Annotated in this window: 13 protein-coding genes and 1 rRNA gene; 7 read left to right on the top strand and 7 right to left on the bottom strand. The window is 49.2% G+C overall.

Annotation, left to right across the window (positions count from 1 at the left end; all coding sequences use genetic code 11):
• Nucleotides 1-89, bottom strand: a 16S ribosomal RNA gene (locus BUB38_RS06830); the annotation flags it as partial.
• 301 nt (nucleotides 90-390) lie between these two features.
• Nucleotides 391-1293, bottom strand: a complete 903-nt coding sequence (gene miaA / locus BUB38_RS06825) for a tRNA (adenosine(37)-N6)-dimethylallyltransferase MiaA (protein ID WP_073158919.1) — start codon at nucleotides 1291-1293, stop codon at nucleotides 391-393.
• Between the two features lie 30 nt (nucleotides 1294-1323).
• Between miaA and BUB38_RS06820 the strand changes: the two genes are divergently transcribed.
• Both BUB38_RS06820 and BUB38_RS06815 read left to right on the top strand, forming a co-directional pair.
• Complete coding sequence (locus tag BUB38_RS06820) at nucleotides 1324-2448, top strand: divergent polysaccharide deacetylase family protein (protein WP_073158918.1); 1125 nt, start codon at nucleotides 1324-1326, stop codon at nucleotides 2446-2448.
• Between the two features lie 13 nt (nucleotides 2449-2461).
• Entirely contained in the window at nucleotides 2462-3199 is a 738-nt protein-coding gene (locus tag BUB38_RS06815; RefSeq protein WP_073158916.1) for a pyridoxine 5'-phosphate synthase, read from the top strand.
• 42 nt (nucleotides 3200-3241) lie between these two features.
• Here BUB38_RS06815 and truA read toward each other — a convergent pair whose 3' ends face one another.
• From truA to BUB38_RS06800, 3 genes are all read right to left on the bottom strand, one after another.
• The gene (gene truA / locus BUB38_RS06810) at nucleotides 3242-3994 is read right to left on the bottom strand and encodes a tRNA pseudouridine(38-40) synthase TruA (protein WP_073158914.1); all 753 of its coding nucleotides are present in this window, start codon (nucleotides 3992-3994) and stop codon (nucleotides 3242-3244) included.
• On the bottom strand, nucleotides 3994-4998 hold the full coding sequence (locus BUB38_RS06805) for a hypothetical protein (protein ID WP_073158912.1): 1005 nt from the start codon (nucleotides 4996-4998) through the stop codon (nucleotides 3994-3996). The genes truA and BUB38_RS06805 overlap by 1 nt, the downstream gene beginning before the upstream one ends.
• Nucleotides 4999-5279: 281 nt before the next feature.
• Nucleotides 5280-6674, bottom strand: coding sequence for a GGDEF domain-containing protein (locus tag BUB38_RS06800; RefSeq protein WP_073158910.1), 1395 nt, complete (start codon nucleotides 6672-6674; stop codon nucleotides 5280-5282).
• Between the two features lie 77 nt (nucleotides 6675-6751).
• Here BUB38_RS06800 and BUB38_RS06795 point away from each other — a divergent pair, with 77 nt between their 5' ends.
• Nucleotides 6752-9337: a TIGR03960 family B12-binding radical SAM protein gene (locus tag BUB38_RS06795; protein WP_073158908.1), complete on the top strand. Its 2586-nt coding sequence runs from the start codon at nucleotides 6752-6754 to the stop codon at nucleotides 9335-9337.
• Nucleotides 9338-9417: 80 nt separating this feature from the next.
• On the opposite strand, the gene BUB38_RS06790 is transcribed toward BUB38_RS06795, so the two are convergent.
• Nucleotides 9418-9630, bottom strand: coding sequence for a DUF6812 domain-containing protein (locus BUB38_RS06790; RefSeq protein ID WP_073158906.1), 213 nt, complete (start codon nucleotides 9628-9630; stop codon nucleotides 9418-9420).
• A 172-nt stretch (nucleotides 9631-9802) separates the two neighbouring features.
• Here BUB38_RS06790 and BUB38_RS06785 point away from each other — a divergent pair, with 172 nt between their 5' ends.
• From BUB38_RS06785 to BUB38_RS06775, 3 genes are all read left to right on the top strand, one after another.
• Nucleotides 9803-10609 (top strand): LOG family protein, encoded by an 807-nt coding sequence (locus BUB38_RS06785; RefSeq protein WP_073158904.1) that lies wholly within the window; start codon nucleotides 9803-9805, stop codon nucleotides 10607-10609.
• 87 nt (nucleotides 10610-10696) lie between these two features.
• Nucleotides 10697-11794 (top strand): protein kinase domain-containing protein, encoded by a 1098-nt coding sequence (locus tag BUB38_RS06780; RefSeq protein ID WP_073158902.1) that lies wholly within the window; start codon nucleotides 10697-10699, stop codon nucleotides 11792-11794.
• 103 nt (nucleotides 11795-11897) lie between these two features.
• Nucleotides 11898-13346 (top strand): tetratricopeptide repeat protein, encoded by a 1449-nt coding sequence (locus BUB38_RS06775; protein WP_073158900.1) that lies wholly within the window; start codon nucleotides 11898-11900, stop codon nucleotides 13344-13346.
• A gap of 29 nt (nucleotides 13347-13375) precedes the next feature.
• Here BUB38_RS06775 and BUB38_RS06770 read toward each other — a convergent pair whose 3' ends face one another.
• Nucleotides 13376-14578, bottom strand: a complete 1203-nt coding sequence (locus BUB38_RS06770; RefSeq protein WP_073158898.1) for a sensor histidine kinase — start codon at nucleotides 14576-14578, stop codon at nucleotides 13376-13378.
• 202 nt (nucleotides 14579-14780) lie between these two features.
• On the opposite strand from BUB38_RS06770, the gene BUB38_RS06765 reads away from it, so the two are divergent.
• Nucleotides 14781-15638, top strand: a complete 858-nt coding sequence (locus BUB38_RS06765; protein WP_073158896.1) for a sigma-70 family RNA polymerase sigma factor — start codon at nucleotides 14781-14783, stop codon at nucleotides 15636-15638.
• Nucleotides 15639-15690 lie beyond the last annotated feature (52 nt).

Below are 15690 nucleotides of genomic sequence, written 5' to 3'. Positions count from 1 at the left end.
CGCCGCTAGGACCGAAGTCCCCGCTCGACTTGCATGTATAAGACACGCCACCAGCGTTCGTTCTGAGCCAGGATCAAACTCTTCATTAATTTTTTAAAGTCTTGGTCCCGTAATCACGTTCGTATTCGACTAATTCCAAGAAATTTCTTGGGCCGTCACTAAGCACATCTCCGATTCCTTCAATCTTCTCAAAAACCTCTCGGGCTTTTGTTTTGTTCTTGTTTCGTTTCGGCTTTCTCAGCCGTCCCTCTCAGGAACGACGCCAATTATAGAATTTTGCAGAAACTTTGCAAGGGCTGTTTTACAAAAAACCGCTGTTTTTTTGCTGTTTTTTCCAAAAAACGGAAAAAACACGAGTCTTACTCCGACAATTCCCGACGATTTCACAAACTATTCACAACTATTTTGAAAGATACTTTGCAAAGTCATCATTTTTTCCGAATTTTCCATGTCGATCGGCACGCAATCCAGCTGCCAGCGGAACCAAGTAAGCTGCCTTTTGGCATAATTTCTGGTTTTCTGCTTCACATTTTCTACGATTCTTGCCAAATCAGTATGACTTTTAGCCTCTAGAAGTTCCCTATATCCCAAACTTTGCCACGCCGGAGCATCCAAAGGCACCGTTTTCGCCAGTTCTCGGGCTTCATCCACCCAACCACCTTCAATCATCTGGTCTACGCGGCTATTTATTCGACGATACAGTTCATCTCGGTCACGCTGCAAAGAAAAAACGGATAACTTGCCGACCCCGCCTTCACGTTCCTTCTGGAATTCAGACAATTTACGACCCGTCGATTCAAAAACCTCCAGCACGCGGGTAATTCGCTGGACATTTCCGGGCACCACCTTTTCCATGGCTTCGGGATCAACTTCACAGGCACGCTTATAGACAACATCTACCCCATCGCGCACAACCAATTCTTCAATTTTCTGGCGCAGGGCCGGTTCAATTTCAGGAATCTTAGGCAAGCCTAGCATCAGACTTTGCAAATAAAGTCCGGTACCACCCACAAGGATGAAGTTCTTCTCGGGATTCTCAGCCACCAGATTTTTTACCAGGCTACAAAACGCGCCCGCAGAGAAGTTATCTGTAGGGGGCACGAAATCAACCAGGTGATGTCGCACGCGATTTAAACTTTGGATGTCAGGCTGAGCAGTCCCAATGGAAAACCCCTTATAAATTTGACGGGAATCCACACCGATAATTTCAGCGTTGTAATGTTCTGCAAGTTCCAGAGAAAAATTGGATTTACCAATTCCCGTGGCTCCAACCAAGGCAAATAGAATAGGCATGGGTTCAATGTAGTTATATTTTACGGTAGAATGAGAAAGTACAAACACATTATTGCCATTATCATTGTTCTTGCCGTACTGATCGTGGGTATCAAATTCGCACTCCCCAAAATTGCGGAACTGCAAAACGGAACAAAGGAAACGGCAACCCAGAACACCGATTCTACCGCCACCGAAGTTTCCGCTTCGAATGTTCCCGAAGAAGAGCCTCTCTCCTTTGAGGAAAAAATGCAGCAGGAACTGCAAACCTTAAAGGCGGAGTACAGCAAGCGTCGAAAGAGAAACATCTGGACTCTGGGCCGAGGCAAGACCATTATCGTCTACCTGCTCCAGGCCCAGCGTTTCATCAACAAGACTGGCGGCCAGATTCTTCGCATGGAAGAAATCCATGATGACAGAAGTTCTGCATTCCAGACCGCCCAAATCGACCTCATCAAACCCACCGGCGACACACTTCTGCTGGAACTGCAGGTTTCCGAAAGCATCTTTAGGGACGACGCTTCCATGCTGGCCGTGGCATTCCAGGTTACAAGCCTCACCCCCGAGTTGATTGTGGCTCTGAACAAGCTGGATTATCCATTCGACTTACTGATTCCGCCTTTCGGTATGAAAGACGGTTTCTATCCGGATTTAGACAAAGTAAAAAGAAAGGAACTTGTATTATGGCTGACTATGGAATCAACCAAGTTGAACAAGGTCCATAACAAGCTGCGCCCCCTACGTATTCATCATACCGAGGAACAAATCGAGATGGTGATTGACGATGCGAAAAAATTAATGCCTAACGCAGTAGGTATCGTCTCACGTTATGGAGAACAGGCTGTTGAACACAAGCAACTTCTCCAGGCGATTCTTAAGCCGGCAGATAAAAACAACCTGTGGTTCCTCGACGCGACCATGAACAACTTATCCAAGGTTTCTGAAGCCTGCAAGGACCTGTCTATTTCCTGCAAGGCATCCAGCCCCTACAATCCCGACAACAGCGCTCTGGCAGACTATATGCGAAGCAAGATGCGGGAATCCACAAAGAAAGGCCTGGCGGTCATGATCCTCCCGTTAACATTGGATAACGTGAATAAGTTGAGCGACCTTTCTTCCAGGGCAAAAAATCAGGGCACCACCTTGGTCAATTTATCTACATTTATGAAGTATTGATAAGGAATCACGTATGACAGTAAAGCTCGGTTTTAACGTAGACCATATTGCAACAATCCGCGAAGCCCGCAAGATCTGCGAACCTGATCCGGTAGCGGCCGCAGTTATTGCCGAACTGGCAGGCGTCAGCGGCATCACCGCCCACCTCCGCGAAGACAAGCGCCACATTCAGGATCGCGACGTCCGCATGCTCCGTGGCACCGTCACCACCAAGATGAACTTGGAAATGGCCCCCACCCAGGAAATGGTCCAGGTGGCTATCAACAATCAGCCGGACACTGTTACATTCGTTCCTGAGGTCCACACCGACTACGCCACAGAAGATGGTCTGAATGTTGCCGCCAAGGCTGCAGAATTGGCAAAGCCTGCCATGACACTCAAGAGCAACGATATTGCCGTAGGCGTGTTCATCGATCCCGAAACCGAACAAGTGAAGGCCGCCAAGAAGATTGGCGCAGACTTTGTCGAATTCAATACCGGCAAGTACGCAACCTCCTGCACTCTGGGAAGCCGCGAAGAAATTGAACGTGAAATTTCCGCCCTCGAAGACATGGCCGTCCTCGCCCGCAAGTACGGCCTCAGGGTAAAGGCCGGCCGCGGTCTGAACTACCGCAACATTTCCGCCATCGCCGCCATCGAAGGCATTGACGAAGTGGTCATTGGCCACAGCATCGTCAGCAAGGCCGTTATGGTAGGTATGGACCGTGCCATCAAGGACATGCTGGACTTAATCAAGGACGCTTCCAAATAACAGGAAGCATTCCCTTTTGACGTCCAAAATAAAATTCTGAAATCAATAGTCCTTGTATTCTACGTTCTCAAGGACCAAACCCTGAGGGGGAGCCCATGTGCGCTCTCCCTTAAAATTTTTATCGAAGATCTGGTTCACCGTACCCATAGGGAGCTTACCGCGACCTACATCGTACAAGGTCCCCACCATGGCGCGGACCTGCCTGTGCAAGAAACGGTTCCCTCGGATATGGAACATGCAGCTCCAGTCGTTCAACCGCTCCAGGCGGAATTCCGTCAGGATGCAGTCCGTCGGTTTTCCATCATTGCGGGGAATGCAAAAATCGATAAAGTCGTGATGACCGAGGAAAGACTTCGCCTCTTCTGCCATGGCATCGAGATCCAGATTTTGAGAGCCGCACTCCCACCCGAAGTCCCGGAGCAGGGCCACAGGTCGGGTGTACATGGTATACTGGTAATACCGGCACGTCGCGTCGAAACGGGCATGGAATTCCGGATCGCAAGGTTGCAAGTCGCGAATACGGACAAGACGTTTCGTCAAGCCGTTGATGGAATTCACCGTACGCACCAAATCCAATTCGCCGTCATAATCAAAATGAACACACTGACCGCGGGCATGAACGCCAGTATCCGTACGACCGGAACCGGTAATGCGGATAGGAGAACGAAGCGCAATGGAAAAAGCCTCTTCCAGCGCAGACTGCACCGTTACAAATTTGGTCTTGCCACCTTCATTCTGGGCCTGCCAGCCATGAAAGGCGCTACCCAGGTATTCACACCTGAAGCGATAACGCATTAGGCCTGGGCGTCCTTAATGACTGCTTCGACCTTTTCCTGAGGAATCTTCAACTGAGAAGCGATTGCAGAGGCGGGGAATCCACGGCGAGACAGCTGAAGGATTTTCAACTTTTCAGTAGCCTCGCGATCAAAGCGGGAAGTTTCCAGGGGGTTGCTCCCCTGCAAGTTGGGATCGCCTGTAGCATTGCGGCTCTGGGCACGCAACTTCATGGTGCGTTCACGAGAAAGCCCACGAGGAGTACGCAGCACGTCAGAAAGATTCTGCATGGCAGAAGTAATACGTTCCTTGGCCGTCGGGCGAAGGGTGGGCTTGGAACCCGGGAGTCCGGTCATAATCTTGTTTTCGGGAACTCCATTTTCGTCTTCGAAGGCTATCTTCGGTTCTTCGCCAGAAGGGCTGGGAGCAGAAGCATTCAACTGCTGCTGGGCCAAGGTCTCACGCTTGTGAGCTGCGTATTCCTCGGCATCGGCAATAATGGAACGCTTCTTGGGGCGGGGACGGGGAGCCAAAGTAGTGGCATCATCCAGATCAGCCTTGACTTCCTTGAAACGTTCAGCCTTGATAGCCTCCATACGGCGAGTAATAATTTCCTGGCGACGGCGAAGTACAAACACAAGAATCACGGCGCAGGCGATTACAGCCAGGACGCCTCCAATGATCCAGCCGATCACATCGGAAGACATACCGGCAATCTTGCCATCATCGGCAGGTTCTGCAACGGCCTCACCTTCGCCTCCCTCGGCAACAGGTTCTGCGGGAGTTTCACGCATGGCGGCCAGTTCGGTCCAGGCAGTTTCCAGCTGGGTACGGATCGTCATCTGGTCAGCCGGAGAATTCTGGGCGTCCCAGAGAGCAATTTCAAGAGAATCAATCCTTGCGCGGGCCTTCAAATAGGCGTCGGAATCAAAAGACGACCTAGGACCCGAAAAGTCAACAACTAGATATGCGGCCAGGCAACAGACCAGGACCAGCAATGCAATAGGTGCAGCAAACTTCTTCATGGGGCCAAATTTAGAAAAAACCTCATTGAGAATTTCGCAACACTTGTTTCAACCTAGAATAAAAAACATATTGCACGCCTCAAAAAAACTTTATAACTTTAGGTTCAAGAACTCTTTGTTCTCCTCCTAACCCCCAAAAAAGGCATCTCGGCGTCAGCTGGGATGCCTTTGGTTTTTTATAAAAACGAACCAGGGGTAACGTCAAACGAAGAACCTCATACTTTAAAAGGGAACGAAAAAAGGCTGGCCAGAGGCCAGCCTACCAAAACTCCTTATAAACGTTAGCGGTTAATCAATGCGTCCGCAATAGTCACGCGGTTTCCGCCAGCCTGCATGGCGTGTCTCAAGGAAGCCTCGGCCATGTAAAGCAGGGATCCACCATCAGCCGCATGGGCGGGCATCACCGCAACACCCAGGCTCAACGGAGTGGCAAGCACACCAGCACCATAGGCAATCTGCAACTGGGAAATCTCGTGTCTGATTTTTTCCGCACGCTGACGTGTAATTTTCAAGTCAGCTCCCGGCAGGATGATGCAGAACATCTCTCCGTCATAACGGCAGGGAATATCTTCTGTACGGATATAACCAGGCAAGCGCTGTCCAAGTTCCCAAAGGAGCTGTTCAACAGCATGGCGACCCTTAGTCTTCTGAATCTCGGCAATAGAATCGGGATACAGCATAATCAGGCCAATGGGAGTCTTGTGTCGAGTTGCAGCAGCAATTTCCCGAGCCAGGGATTCTTCCATATAACGTCTGTTAAACAAGCCAGTCAGATTATCCCTGATACTATGTTCCTTATAGCGGACATTCAAATTCTGGTTAGACACATAAAGACCAAAAGTCGTCGCCACAAAGCTAACCTTGGCATGCCAATCATCCAGGGATTCATTGTCGGGCAAGGCATCTACCTGCAGAGAGAAAATGCCGAAATGTTCTTCCAATCCTTCAATAGGAGCGCAGAAAGAAATTCCCTGGGGACGGTGGTGAAGATGGGTACAACCACCAGACAAGTCATGCTTGGAATAATCACAAACAACAATTTCACCAGAGTTATAGCTAGCACATTCACCAGGACGAATGGAAGCATCACTGATGACAGAAGGACCAAAGGAATACAGCTTGCGAAGGTCAGTCTGGGTACCTGCATACATATATAAGATACCAGAAGCCTTGGGGAACATGGCAGGCAACAACTTTTCAAGATTCGCCAGAACTTCACCGAAAGGTCTATCCTTCAGAATACTCTTGGCATAACGCTTCCAGACATCCAGGGGGAAATTCGCCCTCAGAGGAGCCCCAGCAATCTTTTCAAGAGCCTCCCTGGCGGAAACAGCGCCCTTGGGAAGGGGAATTTCATTTTTTGCCGTTACAGGCGGCGGCTCAGGAGCCTTTACCGCAGGTTTTTCTACCGGTTCTGCAGGCTTATTGGCCTGGATTCCAGTGACCAGATCTAGCTGAGAGGCCTTCAGAGATTCCAGATTTTCGTTAAACTCGGCCTCGGCAGTTTCCACCCTACGCTTGCAGAGAGTGTAAAGAACAAATCCGAGAACGGCACCCCAGGCGCCGATAAAGGCAAACTTTCCGCCCAGCGAAATAGTCGCTTCGGGAACGAAAAACGATACGCCCACCCCAGCTACAAAAGCTATGAGCCAAACAATGTAAGATACCATAGTCATACGAAAAATTTACTTATTTAATTTCTACATGGCACCCCTATTCCGTTATAAAGCACTAATATTCTAAATTTAGACCTATGACCATTCTCGAAAAAATCGCCCTAGCTCTCCCCGCTGTCGAATCCCCGGCCCGTTATATGGGTGGCGAAGCCAACAGCGTTGTCAAAGACCACAGCAAAATGCACTGCCGCATGGCCTTCGTGTTCCCCGACAAGTACGAAATCGGCATGAGCAATAACGGCATCCGCATCCTATACCATATAATCAACAAGGAACCGGACCTGCTATGTGAAGTGAGCTTTGCCCCCTGGGAAGACATGGCTCGAGAAATGGAAAAGTACGACATTCCCCTGTACAGCTACGCCAGCTACACACCCGTAAAGGATTTCGAAGTCCTGGCCATGACCTTGCAGACGGAACTGAACTTCACAAACGTGCCCTACGTGCTGGAACTCTCCCGAGTTCCCGTATGGAGCAAGGATCGTCGAGAAGAGGATCCCATTGTTATCGCCGGCGGCCCCGCCATGGCCAACCCGGAACCCGTAGCGGATTTCTTTGACGCCTTCCAGATTGGCGACGGTGAAGAACTGATGGTCAAGTTCCTCCGTTGCGTCGGCGATGGCAGAAAGGCAGGCCTTTCCCGCAAGCAGATTCTCGAGAATTTATCAAAACTGGACGGCGTATACGTCCCCAGCCTCCGTCCCACCGTTACCAACGAATTTGGCGACATCGTTCCTGCAGAACCCGCCACCGGCCCCTACGAAAAGACCACCGGCGTTCGCCGCCAGTTCATTCCCGTAATGGACCGCAAGAACTACCCCATCAAGAACCTCATCGCCAACATGCAGCTGGTCCACAACCGCTTCAGCGTAGAAGTCATGCGCGGTTGCGCCCAGGGTTGCCGTTTCTGCCAGGCAGGCATCTGGTACCGCCCCTGCCGCGAGCTGGATCCAGACGACGTTCTTGAAATCGCCAAGGAAGGCATCAAGGCCACAGGCGAACGCGAACTGGGCCTGCTCTCCCTTTCTACCGCCGACTACAAGCCGGTGGAAGGCCTTACCGACTCTATCATCGACGATCCGTTCTTCGATACCGTAGACGTAAGCCTCCCCTCCATCCGCGTCAACGCCTTCGGCGAAACATTGGCTCAGAAAATTTCCGCATTGAAGGGCGGCCGTAGCGCCACCTTCGCCCCAGAAACTGGTTCTGAACGAATCCGCAAGATGATCAACAAGACCATCAGCGACCAGGACATGTACAACGCCGCCGAACACGCCTTCAGCAGCGGATTCAACAAGATCAAGCTCTACACCATGATCGGCTTTCCCACCGAAAACCTGGAAGACATGGAAGCCTTCTGCGGCCTGATCGAGAACCTGGTAAAGATTGGCCGCAAGTATCTCCGCGGATGCCAGATTGCCGTTTCCATGGGCATCTTGATTCCCAAGTCCTTCACCGGCCTCCAGTGGGCTCCGTTTATGGACAAGGAAACCGCCCTAAAGCATATCCGTTTCGTTCGCGAAAGATTCTTTAGACACCCCAACGTGAAGGTGAACTGGGCTGGCTGGGAAATGAGCCACCTGGAAGCCGTATACAGCCGCGGTGACCGTCGTCTTGGCCCCGTGATTTATGCAGCCTACAAGAAAGGTCTAACCTTTGAAAGCGACGCCTATCGTTTCAACTACGACACTTGGCTCCAGGTCTGGGAAGAATGCGGCTACGACACCAGCTGGGTCTACCGCACCCGCGAAAAGGAAGAAGTCTTCCCCTGGGACGTCATCCATGCAGGAACCACCAAGCAGTACCTCCGCCGCGAATGGGAAAAGGCTTTCAAGGAAGATTCCGCTCCCGTTCCCAACTGCAAGTGGGGCGACTGCCAGAAGTGCGGCATTCCTGGCTTCGGTGCAGAAATCCATCTGGCCAACGATCCGGTACGCCATAAGGCTCCCAGCCGCACACCCGAAGAAATCAAGAAGCTGGTGGCAGAACGCCGTCCCAGCCAGAAGGTCTGCTATAGCTACAAGATTACCTTCAAGAAGACTGGCATCAGCCGCTTCCTGCCTCACCAGAACATGCTCAGCTTCTTCGAGCGAACCTTCCTTTGCGCAGGAATCCCCATCAAGTTCAGTGAAGGTTTCAGCCCCAAGCCCCGTATCAGTAACATGGGCGCCCTCCCCCTCGGCCTTGAAACCTACTGCGAAATCATCAGCGTGGAACTGCTACAACCGCTGGACATCAGCAAGGAAGACCTGGAAACAACCATGAAGCAGCTTTCCGCCCCCTTCCCCCGCGGCATGGAAATCGTGAACATCGAACCGCTACAGGGTAAGCTGAGCAAGAACATGCCCAAGGCCATGATTTACAGCTTCACTCCGGACAACCTGGATCCGGAAACGGCAGCAAAAATCATGAAGTCCTTCGACGAGAAGTCCCTGCCAGTGGTCACCAACCACCGCGGTCAGGAAATCAACCTGAACGAACATATTCTCGGCATCCAGATTCAGGGCGGCAACATCATGACCAAGATCAAGTGTAATGAGATGGGCGGCACCGCCAGCCCCTATAACATCTACGCAGGTCTGCTTGGAAAAACCTACGATCCCAAGAAACTTGACGATGACACTCGCAGGTTCCTCATCAAGAAAATCGCCATGGAATTCTAGGGAAACCTCCACGAAATTTAGCCGCTCCATTCGGGGCGGCATCTTATTTTGCGGAACTTCACCTAGTCTGCATTAAGAAATTATTCTGCGGGCAGGATAATTTCAATATGACTGGTACTCACATTCAAAAAGTGAGTACGGAACAAGTCCTTTTCAGTTCTGTCGCTGACCTTTACCTGGGTAACGGCGATAAAGTCCTTGTTTTCGCGAATATAATCTGTAAGGCGTTCGTCACGAAGAGTGTCGATTTCGCCAGTAATGATAAAACTATCGGTCCAAATCTTAACGAGCATATATCAAATATAAAGTTTTTCCACATTGGAAGAAGATTAAAAGCATTTTTTCGGAGCAAATTAGTGCCGTTTTACTTTTTGAAAGTATTTTAAATCGTGTCACCCCCTCATTTCGGGGATTTAATTTGAATTTTAAACGGAAATCCGCATGATTTCAAAAGGAGTGTGTACCATGGCAACTAAGAAAAAGCAACTCCAGCTCGTCCCCGGACAGATGATGTACTACAACAAGGCTTTTATGGATAGCAACATGGGCCGCCCCATCAGAATCCTGTCGGAATTCATGTGTCCGCAGCAGATTTTTGATCAGGAAGGCATCCAGAAAACCATCGTCTTCTTCGGTTCCGCACGAACCCTCCCCATGTCAGAAATCAAGAAGCGCCGCAAGAACTGCAAGAACAAGGCAGAACTGGCCCGTCTTAAATGTCTGGAACTCGTCGCCGAGTACTACGATGCCGCCCGTGAGCTAGGTGCAAAGCTTGGCAAGTGGGCAAACAAGCGCAACGAAGGATACGCCATCATGACCGGTGGCGGCCCCGGCATTATGGAAGCAGGAAACCGTGGAGCAAACGATGTGGGAACCCCCTCCGTCGGCCTCAACATCAAGCTGCCCTTCGAACAACATCCCAACGTCTACATCGACGACGAACTGAACTTCCAGTTCCGCTACTTCTTCATTAGAAAGTACTGGTTCCTCTGCATGGCCCAGGCACTGGTGGTATTCCCCGGCGGCTTTGGTACGCTTGACGAGATGTTCGAAATGCTCACTCTCATCCAGACTCACAAGTACGCTCAGAGAATGCCCGTTATCGTATACGGCGCCAAGTTCTGGAAAAAGGTCCTTAACTGGGAATACCTGGCAGAAACAGGTATGATCAACAAGGAAGACCTCAACCTGTTCCACTTCTGCGACTCCGTAGACGAAGCCTACAAAATCATTACCGAAACCTTGGAAAAAAGGGCCACCGAAAAGAAATAATTTCAAACCAAATTTTTATGAACAAAGGACTCCGCAAATGCGGGGTCTCTTTGTTTTTACCCGACTCAAAAAAGCTATAATTGTAGCATGCTTCGGAACATCATTGCAGAAACGTTAGACCGTGTTTCAAGAAACCTTGCGCTGCGTCCAAATTATACCATGGACGAATACCAGCGGTGGTTTGACCAGAATCCTGAATTTCTGCACAACGGTGCCGCCCAGAGGATCAAGCTCATTGAACCTCTGACTCTAGAAGGTACCAACAACCTGTACAGGGCGAACTTCTGGATAGAACACCCGGGAGATTCCACCCACTACGCCGAAAAGGAAATCGTTGTCAAGATTTGCAAATTCTGGGCTCCTCCCGGAAAGAACCGCCTGCACCGCCTCAACATGCTGCTGAGCGCATTCCAGGACGAAATCAGAATCAACAACTTGATCCACGCCACCAATATCGAAGGCGTCGTTCAGAGCATGGGCGGTGGCATCGCTGGCCGCCATCCCTATCTCAAGATGGAATTCATCAAGGGGTGCTCCCTGGACCGCACGTTCCGCACAGACCTTACCGATGATGAAGTTCTCCACCGGGTATCCCAGTTAGCCTACCTGGCCAACACCATCAGCCAGCTCCACTACTATCAAGTGGTCCATAAGGATCTCAAGCCCAAGAACCTTCTCCTGTGCCAAAACCCGCAACACAAGAACAACCACAAGATTCTTGTATGCGACTTCGGTTACGCCCAGGCCAAAATGCGGGAAACCGTCACCGAATATGGTGGACAGATGACCCCCTGTTACAGCGCACCGGAACAGGCAATCATGGGAGAAAATCTTTCGGCATCCGTAGACTATTTCAGCTTCGGCATCATTGTCCACGAATACTTGACAGGCCGCAAACTCTTCCCCAAGTCCATGGACATCTTCGTGGAAGATGGGTACCGAGTCACAGACCGTTACCTGGAGCACCTGAAAACAGGCCGCGAAAACAGTTTTAACGACCCACGATTCCCAGAACTGTCTCAATGGATCGAAAACCTCACCATATTCGACAGCTTTGAACGCATGCAGAATTGTCCGAACCTGTTCGATATTGCGCATAAACTCCGTGAAAGGGTAAATGCTCAGGGATACCGAGACGTAAACACAGACTTTTTGTGGAATCAATTGCGCGAATACAATCGTTAGATTATATTTTGCTTATATGGCAAGTTTCCCAAATCGTGAAAGATCTGTATTTCTGCAAAACAAAACACCCCTAGCCCAAATCAAGCGACGGCTAAGGATAATTTTGAAATTTGCCAAGGATATTTTACAGCAGATGAAACCGTTACACTATGTAGCGCTCATCCTGGTTGTTTCGCTAGGTGTATTCAATGGAATCACCGGTGCATACCCATACATCAAGCAGCACCAAAGGGAAGGCAATATCGTCAAGACCTTTGATACCTGGTGGCATAACGCAGGCGCCCGTGAATTTAGATCCGTGGGCCTCGAACCCACAAAAGAATTAAAAGCCGAAGAATTCCAGCGCTATCGCGAAAAATACCTTCAGCAGAACCCGTCCTACATTGTAGAAGAACGCGTTGCTGGAATGAAGAAGGAATATCGCGAATGGTGGGAAAACAACGGAGGCCGCGAAGCCTACATCCAAGACCACGGTCACTATCCTAACGAAAGCGACTATCGAGCAAGTCTAGAGGAATGGATTAACAGCTTTACCGATAGATACCTTCGTTACAGCCTCGCCTTCGCCCCGAAATACGAACAATACGAAAGAGTTCTTACCAGCTGGATTTTGATTCCTGGAGTATGCAGTTTCCTTTCGTTTGCCGGGCTGTTCATGTTCGCTATCGTGCGACTAGCTAGACGTTGGAGCCTATGGATCATCTGTCTGACGACAGCGGCAGTGACACTCGCCGGCCCCATATTGGTAAGTGTACTGACAACCACAAGTTTCTTCGACCACTACTCCACAGAACGCTACATGGGCATGAGTCTCACCGTGGCATTCCTGTTGGGAGCGACCGCCTTCGGAAACCGCAAGAACCAGGTCACCCCTCTAACAAGGAACATCTGTTTCTCGGGCGTAATACTGGACATGGCCATCAACTGGTTCCTCAATCCGGGGATCTTTGGTGCGGTGGCCGCCCTTTCTCCCGTATGTTTTGGAATCGGCGCCTTCGCTGGCGTCCGAATCGAAACTCGCCTTAGGAGCCAAGCCGAAATCAACGCAGACCTTTTAAGGGAACGCCTTCTGGAAAAAGCCTCCCAGAATCCGATGGCCGAAAGAAAGGCCAAGACTAGAACCCTTATCGAAGATGGATTTACAAGCGCCAAGAACTGCAGACCGGAACAAGCCCACCAGCAGCTACGTCTTGCATTGACACAACTTCTTCAGGAACACCCCGTGGATGCAGCCCTCGTAAAACAGACCGTCATCCGAATGACCGCCCCCGACCAATACCTTGATTTTTCAAGCAACCAATGGATGGAATGGGGCGAAATCGCCAAGGCTAAAAATGCACCGGACGCCGCCATCCTCCTTCTGAAAAAATGTCTCAGCAAGGAAAAGGATCCGAATTTTGCAAGACGTTCGCTGTTCACTCTGGGCGAGACCTGCGTCACCAATAAAATTGAAGTTCAGGAAGGCATCGGCTACCTTCAGAAAGTCATTGAAATGAATGAAAACGATATCCTGGCAAAGCAGGCCCGTAAAACGTTGGAAGCCCTGAAATAAGTTTCAAGTCTCGCCCCCGGGCGAGGCTTTTATTTTACCGTCAGAGTTAAATCGCAAACGTAAGTATTCCCTTCGATCCAAGTTCCGTAGGAGTATTTACCAGAGAACAACAGCTCAAGGCGTTTTTCAAACGTTGCCAGACCGAGTCCACTTGCACCAGGTTTCGGCTTACGGGGGAAGTTGCTGTTTACCGATTTGAAATGAATCTTGCCATCTTTCTGACTGATGCGAATATGAGCAAAGCTTTTCCCATCAGGGTTTACACAATGCTTCATTGCATTTTCAACAAGAGGCATCATCAAAAGAGGAGGAATCTGACAATGAGGGTTCTCCAGATCCGTCTCAAAGACATACTCAAAACTTTTAGGAAGACGAAGTTTTTCAAGTTCTCCGTACTTCTGTAGCAAATCAACATCATCCTTGATATCGATAAACTTGTCAGACGTCTGATAAAGCATTACGCGTAAAAGTTTACTCAGCTTTTCCATGCTGCTTTCTGCCAATTTCGGTTCAATCCTGATTAGGCTAGTAATATTGTTCAGCGTGTTAAACAGAAAATGGGGACTCAGTTGGCTCTTCAAAAAATCAAGTTCATACTCCAGCGCCACTTTCTTCTTTTCGCGAATAATAAAGGCTCGTATAAGCTGACGACTAAATACAGAGATAATGATACACAGGAAGCTAATGGTGCTTAAGATAATCATGAACGAAACAAGAGTCCAGACAGAAAAATGATCTCTAACCGTTCTGAAACAATAAGACCCGAAAAATTCAGCAATGCCACCACTAGATTCCGACATTGTCAGGAACGAATATAGTTCACGACAAAACAGCACAATGACAAAAAGAATTGAATCACAGACAAAATAGCGAACATATTTTTTCTTGAAAAAGAATTTGGGAACAAGGATTCTCTGATTCAGGAAAAAGATCAGCATCGTAGACAACAAGGGCAGATAATAACGGCCCAACGCACCCATGGTAACGTCATCCCCAACAGATCCGCTAGGATCCAACAGGATAATCAAAGGGAAAAAAAGAATAAAGCTCCAAACAAGAACCATCAACAGCGTTGCCGGCACAGGAAAAAAGCTTTTCGATTCATCATCTCCCAATATGGCAATCAATTCCCGTTCGCCGCGGTCAAACTGATCTTCCTGTAAGGAGGAAAGACGCTCGTGAATAACCTGCCAGAAGTCTTTTAAACGTTTTTTTGTGCTTTCAATTGACATTTTGTCCTCTTTAGAACAACAAAAATAGGTCATTTTAAGCGTAATTTGGGCACTTCATGACAAAAGTATGACAAAACTACGGAAAAAATGACAAAATCTGTGAAAAACTTTTGCAAACCCTACACCAATCTATGACACTTCAACTAGAACATAGAGGTATCTTTGTAAACGTAAGAAACAATACAACAAACAAGAGGCTGATATGAATACAAATACACGTACAAGAAGCGAGAAGGACGCATACTTCCGTTATCTCGACGAGATTTCCAAATATCCGCTGCTTACCAAGGAACAGGAATACATTTTACTCCGTAAGATCCAGCAGCAGGGTAGCCGTTCTGCAATGGAAATGCTGGTCAATTCCAATCTCCGATTCGTTGTAAACATCGCCAATCTGTATAAGGGTCAGGGCGTTGACGTAATCGAACTGATTAACGAAGGTAATATGGGTTTGATGCACGCCGCCAAGCGTTTTGACCTTAGCACCAATCTTAAGTTTATCAGTTATGCCGTATGGTGGGTTCGTCAGAACATTGTACGCCACATCGCAGAAAACGGTCGCATCGTTCGCATCAGCGCTGAAAAGGAACTGGTAATTCGTAAGTTTTCAAAGCACGGAGGCACCCTCCGTCAGAATATCGGTGGAACACTATCCATTGACCCCAAGAGTCTTGAAGGTGTTTCCAAGTACAAGGCAGACTCTATTGAAAAGATCTTGATGATGGCTCAGCGTTCCTCCTCTCTCGACGCCCCCTTGAGCACCAATCAGGAACTCACCTTAGGCGACACCTTGTCTGATTCTGAAAACAAGGCTGACAACCTGGCCGCATATAGCTTTGTCAAGAAGCATATGGACAAGGCCATGAAGGACAACCTTTCCGAAGAAGAAATGCGAGTGATCAAGCTCTGCTTCGGCTTCGATCGGGACATCGAATACACACTCAAGGATATCGGTCCCATGGTTGGTCTTTCTAAAGAAAGAGTTCGCCAGATCAAGAAGGCCGCCCTGGACAAGCTCCGCGGAGATTACAGGACTCACGACCTTCACGGCGCAGCCTAGTGAAACGCCACTTTTCTTACTGAAGTTTTTTCATCTCTCTCTCCTTAAATTA

The organism is Fibrobacter sp. UWH5 (assembly GCF_900142505.1).
GTDB lineage: Bacteria > Fibrobacterota > Fibrobacteria > Fibrobacterales > Fibrobacteraceae > Fibrobacter.
The sequence above is the reverse complement of the archived record's forward strand: the minus strand, read 5'-3'. Positions and strand labels throughout refer to the sequence as shown.